The sequence below is a fragment of the Sediminicola arcticus genome (assembly GCF_040566695.1).
GTDB classification, from domain to species: domain Bacteria; phylum Bacteroidota; class Bacteroidia; order Flavobacteriales; family Flavobacteriaceae; genus Sediminicola; species Sediminicola arcticus.
In genome coordinates this window covers 142,156-164,621 of the sequence record NZ_JBEXAE010000005.1, presented here as the reverse complement: position 1 = coordinate 164,621, position 22,466 = coordinate 142,156, and the positions used below count along the sequence as shown (strand labels likewise).

The window sequence follows — 22,466 nt, the reverse complement described above, 5'->3', positions numbered from 1 at the left end:
TATCCTCCTACTTTCTATCAAATGAAATTCTATTCCTCGTCCTTTTTAATATCCTTTAATATGGATTCCAACTCCGAAAGGCTCATATCATTCTTCTTCATAAAAAAAGACACCATACTTTTAAAGGACCCTTGAAAATACCCATCCATTAGCTTGGTTATGGAGGCATTACTATAATCCGATTTTTTAACCACAGGAAAGTAGATATGTCCTTTCCCTTCCTTTTCGTGATCTACAAATCCCTTACTTTCTAATATCCGCACAATGGTTGAAACGGTATTATAGGCGGGTTTGGAATCTGGCAGCTTATCAATAATGGAAGCTACATTGCATTTCTGCAATTGCCATAATACGTGCATCACTTCCTCTTCTGCCTTGGTAAGCTGTTTTATGTTTTTCATTTAATTATCAATTTAAAACAAATAGAACCATTTTTATTCTTGACGCTAATGTAACTAAAGTTTTAGTTTAAACTAATAATTTAGTTAAATGATTTAGAAAATAGTTGCAATACCGATAAATACCATGTTACTAATTCTCTTTATATTCGTCCCAAACCCAAGACATTAAGAACATGGATATTCTTTTGGTCATTCTAGGATTTGCACTGATGCTTACGGGGATTATAGGTAGTTTCCTCCCTGTATTACCGGGACCTCCAATTAGTTGGGTGGGTTTGCTTCTTCTTTATTTTACTAGCGTTATTCCTATGGATTGGTTATTTCTGGGAATCACTTTGGTAATTGCTGTTCTGGTTTTAGGGCTGGATTATATCATTCCGGTAATAGGAACTAGAAAATTTGGTGGAAGTAAAGCTGGGATGATAGGAACAACCATTGGTCTTCTGGTAGCAATCATTTTCCCCATATTTGGCCTATTTGGTATTGTGATTTGGCCTTTTATTGGAGCTTTGGCTGGTGAACTTTTGAATAGGGCAGACCATAAAAAGGCATTGAAGTCGGCCTTTGGCTCTTTCCTAGGGTTTTTAACAGGGACGTTTTTAAAATTCTTGGTAGCCACCGTTTATTTAGGACTGTTTATTTCCAAGGTATGGGAATATAAAGAAGTGCTCTTTCCTTTTTTCAATGGATAGGAGCCTTATTCAATAACAGCTCCATACAATGCTTTAATGCCGGGTTTCTATTATCTTCTTTCCAAATCACAGACAGAATGGCACGCTGTGGAATATTTTTGAGTTCCAAAAATTTTACCCTCATATGAAATCCGTATTGCAGGGATGTGGGCACAATGGCAATTCCAAGATTGTTCTCTACCAGTTTAAATATGGTCTGGGCGTGAACTGATTTATGGGAGACCTTGGGTGTAAATCCTGCATCTTCGCAAATACTCATGATCGTATCATAATACAAGGGACTGTACTCTTGGGGAAAGAGCACAAAATTTTCCTTAGATACCTGATGTAAACCTTCAAATTCCCTAGAAAGTATGGGGTATGCCTCGGGCAAAACAACAGAAAAGGTGTCCTCAAAAACAGGATGGATATGGATGTCATCTGGTGCCCTGGCCAAGCGTACAAAGCCAATATCCAACTTATCCTTCATAACCGCATCCAGTTGCGCACTATTGGAGAGTTCTTCCAAACTGGTTCTCACCTTAGGATACTTCTCCTTTAGGCTAATCAATAATTCAGGAATCACATTCTGCATGGCCGAACCCAAAAATCCAATGCGAACTTCCCCTGAATCCCCATCTTTAATAAGCTCCAAATGCTTCTTGGTTAACTCAAGATGATTAAGGATATATTGAAGTTCAGCTCTTAAATACTCCCCTGCAGGGGTAAGGGTGACCTTTTTTTTACTTCGAATAAACAAAGGGGTATCTAAAATTTCCTCCATTTGTTTAATTTGCCTGCTAAGGCCAGGCTGGGAAATACAAAGCTTTTCGGCGGCCTTTCTATAGTGTAGTTCTTCCGCCACAGCCAAAAAATACTTAAAATGTCTAAGTTCTAATTGATAACCCATAGGTATGGAATGTTGACCAAAATGGTATTGGTAATTATCAAACTTAATCAATAATTTTAAAGTATTAAAATTGTAATCCATGATTCCTGTACCCAAAACATTTTTATTTGGAGAAGACTACCTCTCAGCGAGCATTGCACTGGCAATTGCCAATAACAAAACCCAAGGCACTATTTCTGCCCATAGCAGGAAAAAAATTAATCAAAGTAGCACCATTGTGGCAAACATCGTTGAAAAAGGACATGCCGTTTATGGGATCAATACAGGTTTTGGACCTTTGTGCACCACAAAAATATCCAAGACCGAAACCAAGATCTTACAGACCAACATCCTACAGAGCCATAGTGTTGGGGTGGGAACTCCCATCGCCTCTGAAATAGCCAAATTAATGCTGATTCTCAAAGTCCACTCGTTGGCCAAAGGCTATTCTGGGATTGCGGAAACAACCTTGGATCGAATTTTATGGCATATAGATAATGATGCCATTCCTGTGGTCCCTTCCCAGGGATCTGTTGGAGCCTCTGGAGACCTTGCCCCGCTTTCCCATTTATTTCTTCCGCTTATAGGTCTTGGAAAAGTGATATACAAAAATGAAGAAATCACCACTAAAAAGCTTTTTAAAAAATCGGGCTTAAAAGCATTGGAGCTAGGTCCTAAAGAAGGCTTGGCCTTGATCAATGGCACACAGTTTATTGCTGCCCATGCCGTAAAGGTGGTCGAAAAACTGCACAGTTGTCTTTCACAGGCAGATATCATTGGCGCCATGATGATAGAAGGACTTCAGGGCTCTATAAAACCTTTTTATAAAGAACTGCATGCCCTGAGACCATTTAAGGGCAATATTCACGTGGCTACAAGAATAAAATCTTTTTTGGAAGGTTCAGAGATCATGGAAGACCATATTGATTGTGACCGGGTTCAAGATCCATATTCTTTACGCTGTATGCCACAAGTTCATGGTGCCTCCAGAAATGCTTGGCTGCATTTAAAAGAACTATTGGAGATCGAATTAAATTCGGTGACCGACAACCCTATCATCATTGACGAGGAACTGACCATTAGTGGCGGAAATTTTCATGGGCAGCCTTTGGCCATGGCTTTGGATTATGCATGTTTGGCTGCTTCCGAAATTGGCAACATCTCCGATAGAAGGATCTATTTGGCCTTGGAAGGGAATAGTCCAGGGGTACCTAAATTATTAATGAAGGATACAGGGATCAATTCAGGGTATATGATCTTACAATATACCACCGCAGCCTTAGCGAGTGAGAATAAGGGATTGTGTTTTCCATCCAGCGCAGATAGCATCCCTACATCATTAGGCCAGGAAGACCATGTAAGCATGGGATCTATCAGCGGAAGGAAAGCCTTACAGGTATTAGGAAATGTAGAGAAGATCTTGGCCATAGAACTATTAACGGCTGCCCAGGCCTTTGAATTTCGTAAACCGATGAAATCTGGTATCTTATTGGATGAAATCCATAAGAAAATACGGACCAAAGTCGCTTTTGCAGATAAGGACAGGGTATTTGCCAACGATATTGAAGCAGGAATAGAAATGATCAAAGATCAAACTATCATTAAAGTAATAGACAGAATGAGTAAACGGGAGAAACTAGATCTTTCTACCCCGTATTCTCAAGAATTTGAAAACTACTAGTATGCATACGTACCAACTTATAGGGCCTTTTGCCCAAATCCTTCCAATGACCAATTTAAACCTCAAAGGGGCTATTCCCGATGAAGCCCTATTAGTCATAGACAATGGTGGTATCCTCATTGAAAACGACAGAATACATTCCCTTGGGAAATTCAACGAAATGCTCCTTGCAGCAAAAGAATTAGGCGCAAAGATTACCACCTTAGACGGCAGCGATGTTTGTCTACCCGGCTTTGTTGACGCCCATACCCATATTTGTTTTGGAGGCACAAGAGCCCATGATTACGCAATGCGCAATGCAGGAAAATCTTATTTGGAAATAGCCAAAAGCGGAGGTGGGATTTGGGATACAGTAACCCAGACTAGGAAAGCTACGAAGGACCAATTGATTGCTCTTATTATACAAAGGGCCAATAGACATCTGAACAATGGCATCACGACCATTGAAGTGAAAAGCGGTTATGGGCTTTCTGTAAATGAAGAGTTAAAAATGCTCTATGCCATTAAAGAAGCAAATCAAGAACTATATGTTGATCTTATCCCAACATGCTTGGCAGCACATATGGTCCCTATAGATTATTCGGGAACTGCCACAGACTATTTAGAAGAAATAAGTTCCCAACTCTTTCCAAAATTAAAGGCAGAACAACTTTGTAATAGAATAGATGCTTTTATTGAGGAAAGTGCCTATTCCAAAGAGGATATAGCCCCTTATTTTACCAAAGCAAAAGCCATGGGTTTTGATATTACGGTACATGCTGACCAGTTTTCCACATCAGGAAGTGCGGTGGCCATCGCCTTTGATGCCGTTAGCGCTGACCATTTGGAAGCGAGCACCACCAAAGAAATAGAGGCTTTAGCAAAGAGCAATGTCATTGCCACTGCATTACCAGGAGCAACCCTTGGATTGGGATGTGCCTTTACCCCTGCCCGTGAATTTTTAGATGCCGGTGGGGCATTGGCTATTGCGAGTGATTGGAATCCGGGTTCTGCACCAATGGGAGATTTATTGACCCAAGCAGCCATTTTGGGAACCTTTCAAAAACTTTCAAATGCCGAAGTATTGGCAGGAATAACCTTTAGGGCTGCCTTGGCCTTAAACTTAAAAGATAGGGGAAAATTGGATAAAGGTCACTTGGCCGACTTCATCTCCTTCCCTACCACTGACTATAAGGAAATACTCTACCAACAAGGCTCCCTAAAACCCAATAACGTATGGAAAAAGGGTAACCTAGTTATAGACCAAAAGAAAAAGTAAGATGAATTTTAAAGCACAGATACTTCAAGGTATTCCTTCCGATTTACCACCAACCAAAACAATACCTTCAACAGCGTCCCGGGCTCCAAAAAGAAAGGACATCCTATCCTTAGAGGAAAAAAAACTGGCGATACGAAATGCCCTTCGGTATTTCCCCTCTGTTTGGCATAAAATCTTATCCGTTGAATTTGCCAAGGAACTACAGGACTACGGTAGAATTTATATGCACAGGTTTACACCAGATTACGAGCTCTATGCAAGACCTATAAACGACTATCCTGCTCAAACATACCAAGCAGCAGCCATAATGCTCATGATCCAAAATAATCTGGATCCGGCAGTGGCTCAACACCCTGAGGAATTGATTACCTATGGGGGCAATGGAGCCGTTTTTCAGAATTGGGCCCAATACCTGCTCACCATGAAATACTTGGCCACCATGACCGAAGAGCAGACTTTGCATATCTATTCCGGGCATCCTATGGGGTTGTTCCCATCCTCAAAAGAAGCACCCCGTGTAGTGGTTACGAATGGCATGATGATCCCTAACTATTCCAAGCCCGACGATTGGGAAAAATATAATGCCCTAGGCGTTACCCAATACGGTCAAATGACCGCAGGCTCCTATATGTATATTGGTCCACAAGGAATTGTGCACGGTACAGCCATTACAGTGATGAATGCTTTTAGAAAGGTTTTGAAAGTGGGTGAAAACTCCAATGGAAAAATATTTTTAACAGCCGGATTGGGTGGCATGAGCGGTGCACAACCAAAAGCGGGAAATATAGCCGGATGTATTACAGTATGTGCAGAAATAAATCCAGCTGCCGCTACCAAAAGACATAATCAGGGATGGGTTGATGAACTTATAAAAGATCTGGATCAATTGACCAAAAGGGTACAACAAGCCATTCAACAACAAGAGGTAGTATCCATTGCCTTTATTGGTAACATCGTGGATGTTTGGGAAAAGTTTTATAAGGAGGAAGTGTTCATACATTTGGGGTCGGACCAAACTTCCCTGCACAATCCGTGGTCCGGCGGCTATTATCCAGTTGGATTAAGTTTTGAAGAAGCAAATACCCTGATGAGCACTAAACCAGAGGTGTTTAAAGAAAAGGTGCAGGAATCCTTGAGAAGACAAATCACTGCTATTAACAAGCACACTGCAAAAGGCACTTATTTCTTTGACTACGGCAATGCCTTTCTTTTGGAGGCTTCCCGTGCCGGCGCAGATGTTATGGCCGACAACAACATCGACTTTAGATATCCTTCCTATGTTCAGGATATTTTGGGGCCTATGTGCTTTGATTATGGCTTTGGCCCGTTTAGGTGGGTATGTACGTCTGGTGATCCTAAAGATTTAAGGAAGACAGATGTTATAGCACTTAAAGTGATGGAAGAGATAAAAAAAACTGCACCTGCAGAAATCCAACAGCAAATGGCCGATAATATCAAATGGATTCGTGAAGCAGAATCCAATAGACTGGTAGTAGGGTCACAAGCACGCATCTTATATGCAGATGCGGAAGGTCGTGCTAAGATCGCAGAAGCACTCAACCAAGCTATTAAATCAAAAGAAATTACTGCCCCGATTGTTATAGGTAGGGACCACCATGATGTCAGTGGTACAGATTCGCCCTTTAGGGAGACCAGTAATATTTATGATGGCAGTAAGTTCACGGCCGATATGGCCATCCATAATGTGATAGGGGATAGTTTTAGGGGAGCTACCTGGGTATCCATTCACAATGGCGGTGGTGTTGGCTGGGGAGAGGTCATTAATGGCGGCTTCGGCATGGTGCTGGATGGTTCAGAAGAAGCCTCCAAGAAACTAAAAAATATGCTGTTCTATGATGTGAATAACGGTATTTCTAGGAGAAGCTGGGCCAGGAATAAGGAAGCCTTGTTTGCCATACAACGTGAGATGGACAGAACACCCAACTTGAAAGTTACCCTTCCCAATCTGGTGGAGGATGAATTGTTAGAAGATTTATTTTAGAATAAAACACTAATCATAAGATTACAAAGAATGTTCTTTTCAAGAAACTTAAATTACTTTAAGGACTCAACACACTTTCAAAATAAAAAAAATAGGATTATTTTGGATTTATCTTTTGGAGATGTAATTTTATTCTTAAAAGTGCCCATAATCTTTATACGTTTCTGTAAATAATATTTATTCAATTATTAACCATTTAAGAAGTAATGAAATTAGGCCATTTAAATCGTTCTATTTTCAATGAAAGCAATTACCAAGGAACGGGAAATGGCACTTATAACAGAATTAAAGGAGACATTGCCTAATTTTCTAGAAGACAAATTTTCAGACAAACTATTTAATTACGTTATGAAGCGATACCAAACCACAAATCAAGAACTCTGGACCGGCCGTGAGTCGGACCAAAACTTATATTTTCATCAGAAGGTACAATTTATTGATATGGAGGCTATTTCCGAGATACAGGGACAAAAGTCCAATGTCGCTTTCTTGGGGTACGCATGTGATGAAGGGGTAAAAAGAAACCAAGGAAGAATTGGTGCAAGTCAAGGTCCAGAAGCGATTAGAAGGCATTTGGCAAAACAACCCGAACACTTGTCTGAGACCCTTTCCATTTATGATGCTGGAAATATACGTTGCGAAGATGAAGATTTAGAAAAATCCCAAGCATGTTTAACGCGTAACGTAACAGATTTATTAACCAATGGTTTTTTTCCAATACTTCTGGGTGGCGGTCATGATATAGCCTATGCCCATTATAATGGTATTAAAGAACATTTAAAATCTGATAGAGAAAATAAAACCATTGGAATTATAAATTTTGACGCCCATTTTGATCTACGCTCCGACGAAGATGGAGCTAATTCTGGTACACCCTTTTATCAAATAGCAAAAGAATGTGAAGCAGAGGGTACAGCCTTCCGTTACATGTGTTTGGGCGTCAGAAAGGATGCTAATAGTAAGCTTCTTTTTGAAACCGCCGAAAACCGGGAAGTCATATTTGTAGAAAATGAGCATTTTAACATGCACTATTTGGCCCATAACCTTAAGATCATTCAGCACTTCATTAAGGAAGTAGATGTTATTTACACAACTATAGATTTAGACGGGTTTTCATCGGCCTATGCTCCAGGGGTCAGTGCTCCATCCCCACTGGGTTTCGCTCCTGATATCGTAATGGAAGTATTAAAAATAATTATTGACTCTAATAAATTAATAAGCTTGGATGTAGCTGAGCTCAATCCAAGCTTTGATAAAGATCACCAAACAGCCAAATTAGCAGCTGGATTAGTTCATTTTATTATTCACCGTTTGGACTACTCCAGCCAAGACTGGTAATAGGTTCCATCATCAATATCCAAAGCGGTCTGTGTAAGCTGTAACGGCTTAAAAGTATCTATCATTACCGCCAACTCTTCAGTTTTGGTATGTCCAATACTACGCTCATAGGCTCCGGGGTGCGGTCCGTGCGGAATACCGGCAGGGTGTAAGGAGATATACCCTTTGTCAATATTATTTCTGCTCATGAAATCCCCATCCACATAGTAGAGGACCTCATCAGAATCTATATTACTGTGATTATAGGGTGCAGGAATAGATTGCGGATGATAGTCGTACATTCTTGGGCAGAACGAGCATACTACAAACGCACTTGTCTCAAAAGTCTGATGTACTGGAGGCGGTTGATGTACCCTACCTGTTATGGGCTCAAAATCATGTATGGAAAACGCATAAGGATAATTATACCCGTCCCAACCAACTACATCAAAAGGATGGGAGGCATAGGTTAAATGGTGCAGCTGCCCTTGCTTTTTTACTTTTATTACAAAATCGCCCCATTCGTCATGAGCCTTTAAATCTTGTGGTAATTTAAAATCGCGTTCACAAAAAGGAGAATGCTCCAAATGCTGACCAAACCAGTTTCTATAACGTTTTGGGGTATAAATGGGGTGGTAGGATTCTGCAATTAACAATCGGTTGTCTTCGGCATCAAATGATATCTGATAAATCATTCCCCTAGGGATAATGATATAATCTCCATATTCAAAGGGAATTTCCCCTAACATGGTCTTTAAAGTTCCTGTGCCTTTATGGATGAAAAGCATCTCATCGGCATCGGTATTCTTATAAAAATAATCCGTCATGGACTTTTTCGGAGCGGCAAGACTTACGTGCACATCATTATTGAAAAGGACAACTTTCCTGCTCTCTAGAAAATCATTTTCTGGCCTAACCTGAAACCCTTTTAACAATCTGGATTTTATATTGTGTTCTACAGCGGCCTTGGGTCTCATATCAACACTTTTTCCCACTTCCTTGACCATGGTTGGCCTCTGCAAATGATACATCAGGGAAGACATGCCATCAAATCCTACTGTTCCAAACAGTTGTTCGTAATGCAAGGTGCCGTCTTCCTTTTTAAAAATGGTGTGTCTTTTGTGGGGTATTTTACCTAATTTATGATAAAGTGGCATTCGATTTTTCTTTATAATATCCTCAGTAAAAATACGATAAAATAAAGATTTTGTAAAATATTAATCCCCAAATCAGCAGTTTTTAAGGGACTCGTAAACATTTGGAATGTACCCATGTTCATTAAACAAAAAAAGCCTCCCATATAGGAAAGCCTTTCATTGGTTGGACCGAACAACAATTCGGCTTACACAACCTTGGTCTCAAAAGAGACACAACACAACCTCACAAAGATAGGAAAGGAATTCAATATGACGACTACACCTACCTCCTATTTTGAATTTCTAGATATAAAAACCCTTATTTTTTATTGGAATATGGCCGTACAATTAATCGTGCCGCCTTATCATAATTGATATAGTTATACGCCCAATTAAAAAAAACAATCACCTTGTTTCTAAAGCCCACCAACGCCATAAGATGCACGAACATCCAAATAAACCAAGCCAAGAATCCTCCGAAACTTAATTTATGAAGATCTACTACTGCCCTATTACGCCCCACTGTAGCCATACTACCTTTATCAAAATATGAAAATGGTTCCATAGTTTTCCCAGCTAAGAGTCTATCGAAATTTTTAGCCAAATGTCCCCCCTGCTGAATAGCAGGCTGCGCCACTTGGGGATGCCCTTTAGGATATGTATTGGAACTCATAAAAGCAATATCGCCAATAGCAAAAATATGCTCATAGTCTTCTATTTGATTAAAGGCATTTACCTTATATCTGTTTACCCGCTCTACTAAAGTATCACTGGAAAAACCTTCCAAGGAAGCTCCTGTTACGCCAGCAGTCCAAATAAAATTTTTCGTTTTCATCACCTCTCCATTGCTCAAGGTCATGTTCTCCCCGTCATAATCCTTCACAATGGTATTTAAATGAAGGTTCACTCCCAATTCCTCCAAAAATTGGGTTGCTTTTTTTGATGCTTTTTCGCTCATGGGAGATAATACTCTATCTGCACCCTCGAACAAATGAATTTCCATATGTTCTACGTTAAGATGTTTATAGTCCTTAGGAAACACATTTTTTTTGAGTTCTGCAAACGCCCCTGATAACTCAACACCTGTTGGTCCACCACCAACTATGCAAAAGTTCATCAACATTTTTCGTTCCTCCTCTGTTACGGCATCATCTGCCAATTCAAAATTTTGTAGCATGAGACTGCGTATGTTTAAGGCTTGAGGTACACTTTTCATGGGCATGGCGTGTTCCTGGATACTCGTATTTCCAAAAAAATTAGTCTTGGTTCCCGTGGCAATCACCAAGTAATCAAAAGTAAGATTCCCGATATCGGTGACCACCTCCTTCTTCTCCACATTGATCTTCTGCACGGTTGCCAATCGAAAATAAAAATTATTAAGCCCCTTTAAAATTTTACGAATAGGATAAGCAATGGAATCTGGTTCTAGTCCACTAGTGGACACCTGATACAATAGGGGTTGAAAAGTATGGTAGTTGTGTTTATCGATGACCACGACTTGCACATCCAAATTTTTAAGTTTTTTAGCTAAGGATATTCCTCCAAATCCAGCACCAATGATTACAATTCTTTTTTTACCAATATCAGGAAGGTTCATAGCATCTATTTTCTTATAAATTTACTGAAACTATTACAATCAAAGAATATTTTAAGGGATGTATAAAAATAAAAGCTATTAACACGGTAAACGTGTCAAAATCGCTGATAGCTTGATAAATTTAATACTTTATTAACGCCTTAAAATTTTGATAATTAGTACCTTATAAAAAAAAGATGAAGATCTCCGCAATTGGTATAGTAGCCATAACAACTGGTTTGCTTGCATTATTAACGGTAATAGCAGTCATGAATTTCCCTTTTAGCTGGGTATTTTACCTAACCGTTTTGGGCCAAGCCCTGCTGATTTACATGGTATATAGAGTATTGGTGGACGACTATAAAACCGATAAGACATTTGAAGATTTCTATGAGGACCATCCCATAGGAAAAGAATCTAACTAGAAAAGTGAATTTCTGAATGTTTTTTGGATCCCGATGAAGCACCCATTCCCAATTCGGGGATTACAAGTAAAGGCACGTGAGAATGAAAAACCAATCGATTTACAATGGGTTCTTTAGTTAGATTTTCCATAAGGCTGTGTTGGTAATTGAGCATGGCCAATAAATGTATGTCCAAATCGTCCGAAAAAGCCTCCAATGTTTTAGAAACAGAGTTTAATTCTGTGACTGTATGTATACTATGCTCTACTTCACTTAAATATTTGCTGAGCATATCTAAATTGAATTGTTGTATTTCTGTCAATTCATTTATTTTATATTGAACATGAACAATGCGTATGCTTGCTTTAAAAGCTTTTGCCATTTCTAAAAGGGGGAACAACTCCGAAATTGTATAGAACCGGTTGAAATCTGTGGCAAAGGCAATTTCAGAAAGTGTTGAAAAGTGGAAATCCTTTGGAATGGCAAGCACAGGACAATTTTTAATGCATTTAATGATTCGCACCGTATTACTTCCCATAAATACTTCTTCCAGTCCAGTAGCACCCTTTGCGCCAGTTACTATTAGATCTATCTTTTCCTGATTGACAATCGCCTTGACCTTATCAACCAATAAATTAAAGGAAGAAATGGTCATATACCTATGGTTTGGATACTGAAAAGTTTCATTTATCCTCTCTACTACCTTCTTTAATCCATTCTCCGAATTTGTTTGGATAACATCTTCCAAGTCATGCCCTTCCAGAGCCTCGGCCATAAAACTACCTGAAACTTTTGCAGGGGTATATGTATTCAATAAATAGAACATACAATCCGTATCCTTATACAATTCAATGGCGTATTTAGTCGCATTCCAAGCGTCTTCAGAAAAATCGGTAGCTATTACTATTTTCTTCAAAGTATAACAGTTAAAATTCCTTGGGTTTAATTTTTCAACGGATAGATCAAAATTAAAGGAAGACCTAAATTGAAACTATGACATTCATCAGGTTTTAAGAAAGTTCCATTATCGAAATAAAACTGACAGATATCATATTTTAAAAGGGGGTAGGACTTCAATTTTGTATCGGGGAAAACTAGCAGAAATATGGTTAAAAATAAGTGTTACCATTGTGGGAACGAGTGTACTGAAGGTGGCATTATATACGATAGAAAAAACTTCTGTTGCCAAGGTTGCCGTGCGGTCTATGAGATATTTTCATGTAATGATCTCTCCTATTATTATGACCTACAAACCGCTGCAGGGACCTCTCCAAAAGTTACTGAAGGCAAATACGATTTTCTTTCGTCTAAAGCCATCACCAATAAATTAGTGGAGTTCCAAGATGACGAAATACAAATCATTTCTCTCTATATTCCCAACATCCATTGTAGTTCATGTATATGGATTCTCGAAAACCTGGATAAACTTCATAAGTCCATTTTTAATTCACAAGTAGATTTTCCAAAAAAAAGTATCCGCATAAGCTATAATTGGCAATCCATCACCCTAAAGGAATTGGTTCTTTTACTGAGCAGAATTGGATATGAGCCCAATATATCCCTAGAAGATTACGACAAAAAAATAAAGAAGACAGATTATACCCTAATCTATAAATTGGGGGTAGCCGGTTTCGCTTTCGGCAATATAATGTTCCTCTCTTTCCCAGAGTATTTTGAAGTTGGGGAGTTTTGGATAGATCAGTACAAGCCTCTTTTCCGCTGGCTTATGTTCTTTTTTTCCCTTCCGGTTGTTTTTTATGCTGCACAAGACTATTTCATATCGGCCTACAAAGGGTTACATTCCAAATTATTGAATATAGATGTCCCCATAGCGTTGGGGATTTTTGTTTTATTTATCAGAAGTTCCATCGAAATTATTTTCGATTGGGGATCTGGATTTTTTGATAGTTTAACTGGCTTAGTTTTCTTTCTGTTATTGGGTAAATTTTTTCAACAGCAAACCTATTCCTTTCTTTCCTTTGAAAGGGACTATAAATCCTATTTCCCCATTGCCATCACACGGATTTTAAATGATGGCACAGAAGACACTATACAACTTTATGATATCCAAAAAGGAGATCGTTTACTAATCAGAAACGAAGAATTGATTCCTGTAGACGGACTTCTACTTATTGGAGATGCCAGGATAGATTATAGTTTTGTCAGCGGCGAATCGGCAACTGTTTACAGAGAGCCCAGCGATAAAATTTATGCTGGAGGGAAACAGCTCTCTGGCGCCATAGAAATGGAAGCGTTAAAATCTGTTCCCCAAAGTTATCTTACCCAATTATGGGGAAATGCCATTTTTCAAAAAGATCGTACTAATAGCTTTAGGACACTCACAGATCGTATTGGAAAACGGTTCACTATAGGGGTTCTAACAATAGCATTCACCTCGGCCCTATTTTGGTTATTTATGGACAGTAATAAATTAATCAATGTATTTACTGCGGTACTCATTATTGCCTGTCCTTGCGCTATCGCATTGGCGGCCCCGTTTACCCTGGGCAATATGCTCCGCATTTTTGGAAATAAAAAATTCTATCTCAAGGACACCCAGACCATAGAGCGGCTAGCACAGGTGGATATGGCGATATTTGATAAGACAGGAACAATCACCACCGCTAAAAAGAGTACAGTAAGCTACGAAGGGATGGATCTAACCCAATCTGAGGAATCACTACTAAAAAATACGCTTCGAGCCTCCAACCATCCGTTGAGTCGGGCACTTTATGACCTACTAGCAGAGCACGATATAATCACGTTGGATGAATATCAGGAACATATAGGCTATGGTATTAGGGGTTCTAAAGAAGACGGACAAATAAAAATTGGATCGGCAACCTTTGTTGGCAAAACTAAAGGAACAACAAGCCAAAATACGGCAGTACATGTTAGTGCCAACGATGAATATAAAGGCTGTTTTATATTTCAAAATGACTATAGGGAAGGGGTTTCCGTTGTATTCAACACTATGCAAAACAACATGGACCTTGCTATTCTGTCAGGTGATAATTCTGGTGAAAAATCCAATTTAGAAGCATTAGTCCCTAAGGGAACTCCGCTCTATTTTAATCAAAAACCAGAGGATAAACTACACTTTATAGCCTCCTGTCAAGAAAATAGTAAAACGGTATTAATGGTTGGTGACGGACTCAATGATGCAGGAGCTTTGGCGCAAAGTGATGTGGGCATTGCAATTTCTGAAAATATTAATGTGTTTTCACCAGCCTGTGACGCTATTTTGGACGCCACGAAATTTCAACAATTACCTTCCTATATTCAAGCATCAAAAAAAGCCATGATGGTGATCAAGTTGAGTTTTGTACTGTCGCTTCTCTATAACGTAATAGGTCTATTTTTTGCGATCACTGGGCAATTAGAACCTGTAATAGCAGCCATATTAATGCCTTTGAGCTCCATAAGCATCGTAGCTTTTACAACCGTTTCGACCTATGCCATAGGAAGGAAATTAATCTGAATTCTTAGGACCTTTCTATACTAAAAACAAAAAAGCGAAACCTGATAAATGTCATTTTCTGACCCTTACGGCAGAGTTAGTTTTACACCATAAATCAAAAAGGTATGAGTGTTATATATGTGTTATTGACTATTAGCATCGTAGTTGCGGTAATTTTTTTTACCGCATTTATTTTTTCAGTTAAAAGTGGTCAATATGACGACACCTATACGCCTTCCGTACGCATGCTCTTTGAAGATGAATTGGTAAAAACTACACCTCTACCAGAAACTAAAAAATTGAATCAACCAAAAGAGAATAATCAATAAATTATGGAAGTACAGCAGTTTTATTACGATAACAAAATCGTAAAAAATTTCATTTATGCCACGTTGTTCTGGGGTATAGTGGGAATGTCCGTTGGACTATTATTAGCTTTTATGTTTTTGTTTCCCAATGTAACAGATGGTATCTCTTGGCTTAGTTTTGGAAGGTTAAGACCTTTACACACCAATGCAGTCATCTTTGCCTTTATTGGAAACGCCATTTTTGCAGGAGTCTATTATTCTACCCAAAGGTTATTAAAGGCAAGAATGTACAGTGATGCCTTGAGTAAATTTAATTTTTGGGGTTGGCAGGTCATTATTGTTGCCGCTGCCATCACTTTGCCTTTAGGGTATTCCACTTCCAAGGAATACGCCGAATTAGAATGGCCCATAGATATTGCTATTGCTTTGGTTTGGGTGGGTTTTGGCGCAAACCTCATAGGTACAATGATTAAAAGGAGACAACGTCACCTTTATGTAGCCATTTGGTTTTACCTGGCAACGTTTGTAACCGTAGCTGTCTTGCATATTTTCAATAGCTTGGAACTTCCTGTTAGTGGTTTAAAAAGTTATTCGGTATACGCTGGGGTCCAAGATGCTTTGGTGCAATGGTGGTATGGGCATAATGCCGTGGCTTTTTTCCTGACCACCCCTTTTTTAGGACTGATGTATTACTTTGTTCCCAAGGCCGCCAACAGGCCAGTTTATTCATATAGGTTATCCATTGTCCATTTTTGGTCCTTAATCTTTATCTACATCTGGGCCGGACCACACCATTTGCTATACTCAACACTACCCGAATGGGCGCAGAATTTAGGAGTTGCCTTCTCCATTATGTTAATTGCCCCTTCTTGGGGTGGGATGATCAATGGATTATTAACCCTCAGGGGAGCATGGGACAAGGTAAGGACAGATGCAACTTTGAAGTTTATGGTAGTCGCCATTACCGGATATGGTATGGCCACCTTTGAGGGACCCATGTTATCCCTTAAAAATGTAAATGCCATAGCCCATTTTAGCGATTGGATTATTGCCCATGTTCATGTTGGTGCATTGGCCTGGAATGGTTTCTTAACCTTTGGAATGATCTACTGGTTGGTTCCCAAAATGTTCAAGACCAGCTTATACTCTAAGAGTTTGGCGAATTTTCATTTCTGGATAGGTACCTTAGGAATTATTCTTTATGCCCTTCCGATGTATGTGGCGGGGTTTACCCAAGCCCTCATGTGGAAGGAGTTTAATCCCGATGGAACACTTGCCTATGGAAATTTCCTAGAAACAGTAAATGAAATTATGCCCATGTATTGGATGAGGGCCATTGGAGGCAGTCTTTATATCATCGGAGCAATTGTTATGGTGTACAATATGGTCGCTACCATAAAAAAGGGAACCGAAGTAGCCGATGAATTGGCAGAAGCTCCTGCCCTGACCAAAATTTTAAATAGAAGAATCGCTGGAGAAACATTTCATACCTGGTTGGAGCGCAAACCTGTACAATTGACCCTCCTGGCCACAGTAGCCATATTAATTGGGGGAATCATACAAATTGTACCTACAATCTTGGTGAAGTCAAACATTCCAACAATCACCAGTGTAAAACCTTATACCCCTTTGGAATTAGAAGGTAGAGATCTATATATACGCGAAGGCTGCGTCGGCTGCCACTCCCAAATGGTTCGTCCGTTCAGAAGTGAAGTAGAGCGATATGGGGAATATGCCAAAGCTGGGGAATTTGTTTACGACCATCCATTTCTTTGGGGTAGTAAAAGAACAGGCCCTGATTTACTTAGGATTGGCGGGAAATATTCCGACAATTGGCATTTAAACCACATGTACGATCCTCAAAGCACTTCTTCGGGTTCTATTATGCCCGCCTATCAGTGGCTGGTTAGGAATGAGTTGGACAGATCTAATATAACTGGTAAAATGGAAGCCATGGTTACTCTTGGCGTTCCATATACTGTCACCGACATTGCCAATGCCACCAAATCCATGGATGATCAGGCTCTAAAAATTGAACGCAACCTATATTCTGATCCTGATTTCGCTTCCAATTATGAAGCAGATAAAGTTTCAGCTCAGAAGAACGGAGAGACTTTTATAAACATGCGAGATCGCGAAATCGTAGCCCTCATTGCTTACTTACAACGTTTGGGTACCGATATTAAGATTAAAGAAACCAACGAAATCATTTCTCAAAACCAATAGACCATGCTAAAATTCGTTAAAAACTACATGGAGACCATAGATGGCGTTGCCACCTATCCTATGATATCGCTTCTTATCTTTTTTATTTTTTTTGCCATTCTTTTTTGGTGGGTTCTTACAGCCTCCAAAGAGCACATAACAGAGGTAAGCAGAATACCCTTGGAAGAGGAAGACACCAACCAAAATAACCAAACCCTATGAGAAATATGTCCCCTTGGTGGATTCGAATCCCCTTACTATTCTTTATCATCTTTGGATTGATAGAGTACGTAATAGATTCTGGAAATCAGTTAGCCATTATCGTATATCCCATAACACAGCTCTTTTTATTGCTGGTATTGATGATATTAATAGCGATAGAGCTTATTGTACAATCTATAGAGAATGTAATGTTCCAAACCCTACCCGAAAAAGCCAAGGAGCGCTATTTGGCCACCCAATCCAATACATGGCAATGGACATGGGCGAGAAAATGGTACCAAAAGCTTACAGGAAACAAACCCATTGAAGAGGAAGGTGAGATTATTTTAGACCATAATTATGATGGTATTAGGGAATTAGACAACGATTTGCCACCATGGTGGGTATATATGTTTTATGCGACCATTGTGTTTGGGGTAATTTATCTTGCACGATACCACGTGTTCAATGGAGCTGACCAAAATATGGAATATGAAATGGAAGTAGTAGAAGCCCAATTGGCCATAGTCGAATATAAAAAGAATGCAAAAGACCTAGTGGATATCAATACGGTTGAGTTTCTCGAAGACGCATCAGATCTCAAAGCCGGCGAGGCTATTTTCCTAAGCAATTGTGTAGCCTGCCATATGGCAGATGGAGGAGGTGGTATTGGCCCCAACTTAACGGATCCTAATTGGATTTTAGGAGGAGGTATTAAAAATATTTTCCAAACCATTTCTGAAGGTGGAAGGGACGGAAAAGGGATGATTTCATGGAAACAGACCTTAAAACCTATTGAGATGGCACAAGTTGCTAGTTATGTTCTGACAATGGAAGGAAAAATTCCTGCCAATCCAAAAGAAGCCCAAGGTGAACTATGGATTGATGTTAACAACCCTACTATTAAAAACATTCTAAAAGAAAGAAATGAACAAGAAACAGATACGGTAAGCGTTGCACTGAATTAAAATTTATTGGGGTTTGCTGGACTTGCAATTGTAGTATAGACTTATGGACGATAATTTTAGAGATTCAATAGGAACCATTAATGAAGAAGGAAAGCGCGCTTGGGTTTTTCCTAAAAAGCCCAATGGCAAATACTATACGTATCGGAAATGGGTGAGCTATGGCCTCTTGTTGTTTCTTGTCCTTTCTCCATTTGTAAAAATAAATGGGAATCAATTTTTGATGTTTAATGTTTTGGAACGCAGGTTCAATATTTTTAGTTTTCCATTTTGGCCCCAAGATTTTCATTTGTTCGTCATCTCCATGATTACGGGTGTTATTTTTGTAGCGCTCTTTACCGTTGCTTTTGGCCGTATTTTCTGCGGCTGGATATGTCCCCAGACCATTTTCATGGAGATGGTATTCCGTAGGATTGAGTTTTTAATTGATGGGGATAGGGGTGCACAGACTAAGCTAGACAAACAATCGTGGAATGCAGAAAAAATTAGAAAAAGGGTTTTAAAATGGACAATGTTCCTGATTATTTCCTTTATAATCGCCAACGTATTTTTAGCTTATCTGATTGGAAGCGATACATTATTACAATATATAATTGACGGACCGCTAAAGCATGTTAGCACACTTATTTCCTTATCTATTTTTACCATGGTTTTCTATTTTGTATTCGTCTGGTTTAGAGAACAAGTTTGTATTATAGCATGCCCTTATGGACGTATGCAAGGCGTTTTATTGGACAACCAATCCATTATTGTTGCCTATGATCATAAAAGAGGAGAAAATGAAAAGGGGAGAAAGAAATTCAGAAAAAACGAGGATAGAGAAGCTTTGGGCCACGGAGATTGTATTGATTGTTTCCAATGCGTAAATGTATGCCCTACGGGGATAGATATCCGCAATGGCACCCAATTGGAGTGTGTTAATTGTACGGCCTGCATAGATGAATGCGACCATATCATGGAAAAATTAAACCTTCCCAAAGGACTTATCCGATATGCGAGCGAGAACAATATAGAACGGAAAGAAAAATTTAAGTTTACACCAAGACTTAAAGGATACTCAGCCGTTTTGATCATATTAACGGGAGTTTTGATTGGGATGCTATTTCTAAGGAATGATCTTGAGGCCAATATTCTCAGACTACCTGGTCAGCTCTATGAACATAAAGAAGGAAATGTTATTAGTAATGTTTACACGTACAAATTATTGAATAAAACCACGAAAGATATAGCCAATGTTCATTTTGTATTATTGTCACATCAAGGCAAGATTAAGTTAGTTAGAAATCAAGACTTTCGTGTCCCTGCCGAGCAACTATCTGAAGGAACGTTATTTATTGAAATAAACAATAAAGCATTGAGCGGGGACAAGGATAAATTGAAAATAGGGGTCTATAGTGGTAAAAAGTTAATAGAATCTACAACAGCGGGCTTCTTGGCACCTAGAAGGTATAAATAATGTGAATCATCTTAAAGTACTATAATCATGAAAATAAATTGGGGAACAGGAATAGTTTTAGCCTTTATTGCTTTTATAAGCTTTATCCTATTTTTTGTAGTCAGGATGACGATGGACAGTAATTCCAATCACGATTTGGTGACCGAAGGATACTATAAAGAAGAATTGAATTTTCAAAAAAAAATGGATGCTGAACGCAATGCAAATAATTTAAGCACAAAGATCCGAATTGAGAAAACTACATATGGTTGGGATATCCTTTTTCCAGAAAATATGGAAGCCCAGAAAATAAAAGGAAACGTGTCCTTATACAGACCATCTAACAAGAACTTGGATTTTGATGTACCCATCAGCACATCCAATTCTCATATGCTCATACCTAACAAACGCTTGTTGGATGGTCGTTGGGATATTACAATTGCCTTGGAATACGACAATCAATCCTACCTACATAGGGAAAGTCTAACCTATATAAAAAATTAACAACCACAGAAATTTAATCTTACTGAATATTTACAATCCATTGAATTAAATGCTTTTATCCGCTATCATATTGGGACTTTTGGGCAGCTTGCACTGTGTTGGAATGTGTGGGCCCATTGCCTTTCTATTGCCAGTGGATAGAAACAATTCCTATAAGAAATTCTCCCAAATCTTCATCTACCATTTGGGAAGAATCTTGGCCTATGGAACCATTGGATTGATTTTTGGATTTTTGGGCAAGGGACTTTATGTTTTTGGTATGCAACAAAAACTATCAATATTTATTGGCGTCCTCATGATTCTTGTTGTACTCCTTCCCTATAAAACCTTTCAAAAATACAATTTGTCCAAACCCTTATTCAAAGTGCTTTCAAAAGTAAAAAATCGGTTAGGAAAAGAGCTCCAAAAAAAATCTCCAGATACGTTTTTGACCATTGGTTTTTTAAATGGATTCCTTCCTTGTGGCTTGGTGTACATGGCACTTTTTGCATCCATTGCCATGGGAAATCCATGGAATGGTTCACTATATATGATTTTATTTGGTCTGGGCACCATCCCGTTAATGACCACTGCTATTTATTTTACTGGAATTTTAAAAGGTAGGTCCCGCGAAAGAATACATAAATTAATCCCAGTATTTGTAATTGTAATTGGTTTACTATTTATACTTAGAGGATTAGGACTGGGCATACCCTATATTTCTCCAGAGCCGGTTATAGAATTGATCACCAGTAACATTGATTGTCTTGATTAATCATTAAATAGAACTTCCCTGATCTATGTCAGGGAAGTTCTATTTAAAAAACTTAAAAATTTTAGCACTATTGAAAATTCTAATTTTTTATAACCTAAAAAAGTCATAGTTATGAAAAACAAATCGACTCCAGTATCCATTGTAGGAAAAAAGGATAATAAATACATGCTGAAATTTCCGCATTTAAATGTAAGGTTTTGGTGAACGAAGAATTATATACAAAAATGCTTCAAAGTAATTTATATTAGTTTGAACCTATGCGAAATGAAAAATCGACCTAATTATAGCATGGTTGACTTTAAAAATGGAATTAGTTAGGCCCTCAACCAAAGATTATACAATAACTGGCATATACAAAGTTTAGGGTCAGGTATTGGCATCATCAAGGTTTGCGATCGGTTCGTTATAATTCTAATGAATATACCCATAAAATGCTTCCAAATTAGAACTTTTTATCAGCTTTTAAAGTTTAAAGGTAACCACAGGTATTTTAGAATGATTGGCTACATCCTCTCCAATACTACCCATAAAGAAGTGGGTAAGCCCTTTTCGTCCATGCGTTGGGATACCTAAAATATCAGCATTAATATCCTTACTGTAATTCAATATTCCCTTTTCCACGGTATAATCGTTATAGATCTCCACTTCCTTACCCACTTTAGCCTTGGCCAAGAACTGTGTAACCCTTGCATAGATATCCGAAGTACTTAAAAAATCATCTCCTGGGGTATTTATATAAACCAAATGAAGCTCAGCTGACAATTTCTTAGCAAAATCCTTAGCCTTATGCAAGGCTAGCAGATTATCCTCTTTAAAATCACATGCAAAAACAAAATGATCTATTTTAAAGTCCTCTATCTCATCTTTAATCACCAATACAGGGACATCAGAGTTTCTTACCACTTTTTCTGCATTTGAACCAATGAATATCTCTTTCAAACCATCGGAACCATGGGAGCCCATGACTACCAAATCAGCTTGATGCTTTTCAGCGACCTCATTTAGTTCACTGAACACTTTAAAGTGCTTAATTATGGGGGTTACTTTAATATTTTGAAGATAGGGTTTATCCAAAAATTCCCTAAATCTCTTTTCAGAAAGTTTAATTAAAAATAGCATCTGATCTTGCTGCAATCCTTCCGAAGTGGATATAATTGCTGTAGAAAGTTCCAACATATGAACTGCAAAAATTTCAGAACCATACTTTTTAGCAATGGATACAGCTACTTTTAGTGCATACTCAGATTGTTCAGAAAAATCAACAGGTACAATTATTTTTTTCATAATTTCTTATTTTCA

At 38.6% G+C, this 22,466-nt stretch carries 20 protein-coding genes; 14 read left to right on the top strand and 6 right to left on the bottom strand.

Annotation, left to right across the window (positions count from 1 at the left end; translation table 11 throughout):
• Positions 1-29: 29 nt before the first annotated feature.
• The gene (locus ABXZ36_RS11670) at positions 30-392 is read right to left on the bottom strand and encodes a BlaI/MecI/CopY family transcriptional regulator (RefSeq protein ID WP_354616003.1); all 363 of its coding nucleotides are present in this window, start codon (positions 390-392) and stop codon (positions 30-32) included.
• A 182-nt stretch (positions 393-574) separates the two neighbouring features.
• On the opposite strand from ABXZ36_RS11670, the gene ABXZ36_RS11665 reads away from it, so the two are divergent.
• Positions 575-1,093 (top strand): DUF456 domain-containing protein, encoded by a 519-nt coding sequence (locus ABXZ36_RS11665; protein WP_354615834.1) that lies wholly within the window; start codon positions 575-577, stop codon positions 1,091-1,093.
• Here the strand turns inward: ABXZ36_RS11665 and ABXZ36_RS11660 are convergent.
• Positions 1,083-1,982 carry a LysR family transcriptional regulator gene (locus ABXZ36_RS11660; protein WP_354616002.1) on the bottom strand — a complete coding sequence of 300 codons (900 nt, stop codon included), beginning with the start codon at positions 1,980-1,982 and terminating at the stop codon, positions 1,083-1,085. The genes ABXZ36_RS11665 and ABXZ36_RS11660 overlap by 11 nt on opposite strands.
• Positions 1,983-2,061: 79 nt before the next feature.
• On the opposite strand from ABXZ36_RS11660, the gene hutH reads away from it, so the two are divergent.
• The 4 genes from hutH to hutG all read left to right on the top strand — a co-directional run bounded on the left by hutH (position 2,062) and on the right by hutG (position 8,240).
• Positions 2,062-3,642, top strand: a complete 1,581-nt coding sequence (gene hutH, locus ABXZ36_RS11655; RefSeq protein ID WP_354615832.1) for a histidine ammonia-lyase — start codon at positions 2,062-2,064, stop codon at positions 3,640-3,642.
• Position 3,643: 1 nt separating this feature from the next.
• Positions 3,644-4,900, top strand: a complete 1,257-nt coding sequence (gene hutI, locus ABXZ36_RS11650) for an imidazolonepropionase (RefSeq protein ID WP_354615830.1) — start codon at positions 3,644-3,646, stop codon at positions 4,898-4,900.
• A gap of 1 nt (position 4,901) precedes the next feature.
• Complete coding sequence (hutU, locus tag ABXZ36_RS11645) at positions 4,902-6,902, top strand: urocanate hydratase (RefSeq protein WP_354615828.1); 2,001 nt, start codon at positions 4,902-4,904, stop codon at positions 6,900-6,902.
• A 240-nt stretch (positions 6,903-7,142) separates the two neighbouring features.
• Positions 7,143-8,240: a formimidoylglutamase gene (gene hutG / locus ABXZ36_RS11640; RefSeq protein WP_354615826.1), complete on the top strand. Its 1,098-nt coding sequence runs from the start codon at positions 7,143-7,145 to the stop codon at positions 8,238-8,240.
• Here the strand turns inward: hutG and ABXZ36_RS11635 are convergent.
• Together ABXZ36_RS11635 and ABXZ36_RS11630 are read right to left on the bottom strand one after the other, a co-directional pair.
• Positions 8,219-9,376, bottom strand: coding sequence for a homogentisate 1,2-dioxygenase (locus tag ABXZ36_RS11635; RefSeq protein WP_354615824.1), 1,158 nt, complete (start codon positions 9,374-9,376; stop codon positions 8,219-8,221). The two genes, hutG and ABXZ36_RS11635, sit on opposite strands and share 22 nt — an antisense overlap.
• Before the next feature lie 298 nt (positions 9,377-9,674).
• On the bottom strand, positions 9,675-10,952 hold the full coding sequence (locus tag ABXZ36_RS11630; RefSeq protein WP_354615823.1) for an NAD(P)/FAD-dependent oxidoreductase: 1,278 nt from the start codon (positions 10,950-10,952) through the stop codon (positions 9,675-9,677).
• Positions 10,953-11,128: 176 nt separating this feature from the next.
• On the opposite strand from ABXZ36_RS11630, the gene ABXZ36_RS11625 reads away from it, so the two are divergent.
• A complete protein-coding gene (locus ABXZ36_RS11625; RefSeq protein ID WP_354615821.1) occupies positions 11,129-11,356 on the top strand; it encodes a hypothetical protein in 228 nt (75 codons plus the stop codon).
• Here ABXZ36_RS11625 and ABXZ36_RS11620 read toward each other — a convergent pair.
• Positions 11,349-12,251, bottom strand: coding sequence for a universal stress protein (locus ABXZ36_RS11620; RefSeq protein ID WP_354615819.1), 903 nt, complete (start codon positions 12,249-12,251; stop codon positions 11,349-11,351). The genes ABXZ36_RS11625 and ABXZ36_RS11620 overlap by 8 nt on opposite strands.
• A gap of 189 nt (positions 12,252-12,440) precedes the next feature.
• Here ABXZ36_RS11620 and ABXZ36_RS11615 point away from each other — a divergent pair, with 189 nt between their 5' ends.
• The 8 genes from ABXZ36_RS11615 to ABXZ36_RS11580 all read left to right on the top strand — a co-directional run bounded on the left by ABXZ36_RS11615 (position 12,441) and on the right by ABXZ36_RS11580 (position 21,167).
• Positions 12,441-14,816 carry a heavy metal translocating P-type ATPase gene (locus ABXZ36_RS11615; protein ID WP_354615817.1) on the top strand — a complete coding sequence of 792 codons (2,376 nt, stop codon included), beginning with the start codon at positions 12,441-12,443 and terminating at the stop codon, positions 14,814-14,816.
• Positions 14,817-14,920: 104 nt separating this feature from the next.
• Positions 14,921-15,124 carry a cbb3-type cytochrome oxidase assembly protein CcoS gene (gene ccoS, locus ABXZ36_RS11610; RefSeq protein ID WP_354615816.1) on the top strand — a complete coding sequence of 68 codons (204 nt, stop codon included), beginning with the start codon at positions 14,921-14,923 and terminating at the stop codon, positions 15,122-15,124.
• A gap of 3 nt (positions 15,125-15,127) precedes the next feature.
• Positions 15,128-17,329, top strand: coding sequence for a cytochrome-c oxidase, cbb3-type subunit I (gene ccoN / locus ABXZ36_RS11605; protein ID WP_354615814.1), 2,202 nt, complete (start codon positions 15,128-15,130; stop codon positions 17,327-17,329).
• A gap of 3 nt (positions 17,330-17,332) precedes the next feature.
• Positions 17,333-17,530 carry a CcoQ/FixQ family Cbb3-type cytochrome c oxidase assembly chaperone gene (locus ABXZ36_RS11600; protein ID WP_354615812.1) on the top strand — a complete coding sequence of 66 codons (198 nt, stop codon included), beginning with the start codon at positions 17,333-17,335 and terminating at the stop codon, positions 17,528-17,530.
• On the top strand, positions 17,527-18,477 hold the full coding sequence (locus ABXZ36_RS11595; protein ID WP_354615810.1) for a cbb3-type cytochrome c oxidase N-terminal domain-containing protein: 951 nt from the start codon (positions 17,527-17,529) through the stop codon (positions 18,475-18,477). Before ABXZ36_RS11600 ends, ABXZ36_RS11595 begins: the two co-directional genes overlap by 4 nt.
• A 43-nt stretch (positions 18,478-18,520) precedes the next feature.
• The gene (gene ccoG / locus ABXZ36_RS11590) at positions 18,521-19,930 is read left to right on the top strand and encodes a cytochrome c oxidase accessory protein CcoG (RefSeq protein ID WP_354615808.1); all 1,410 of its coding nucleotides are present in this window, start codon (positions 18,521-18,523) and stop codon (positions 19,928-19,930) included.
• Positions 19,931-19,957: 27 nt separating this feature from the next.
• A complete protein-coding gene (locus tag ABXZ36_RS11585) occupies positions 19,958-20,413 on the top strand; it encodes a FixH family protein (RefSeq protein ID WP_354615807.1) in 456 nt (151 codons plus the stop codon).
• Between the two features lie 49 nt (positions 20,414-20,462).
• On the top strand, positions 20,463-21,167 hold the full coding sequence (locus tag ABXZ36_RS11580; protein ID WP_354615805.1) for a sulfite exporter TauE/SafE family protein: 705 nt from the start codon (positions 20,463-20,465) through the stop codon (positions 21,165-21,167).
• A gap of 462 nt (positions 21,168-21,629) precedes the next feature.
• On the opposite strand, the gene ABXZ36_RS11575 is transcribed toward ABXZ36_RS11580, so the two are convergent.
• Positions 21,630-22,451 (bottom strand): universal stress protein, encoded by an 822-nt coding sequence (locus ABXZ36_RS11575; RefSeq protein ID WP_354615803.1) that lies wholly within the window; start codon positions 22,449-22,451, stop codon positions 21,630-21,632.
• Between the last annotated feature and the right edge of the window lie 15 nt (positions 22,452-22,466).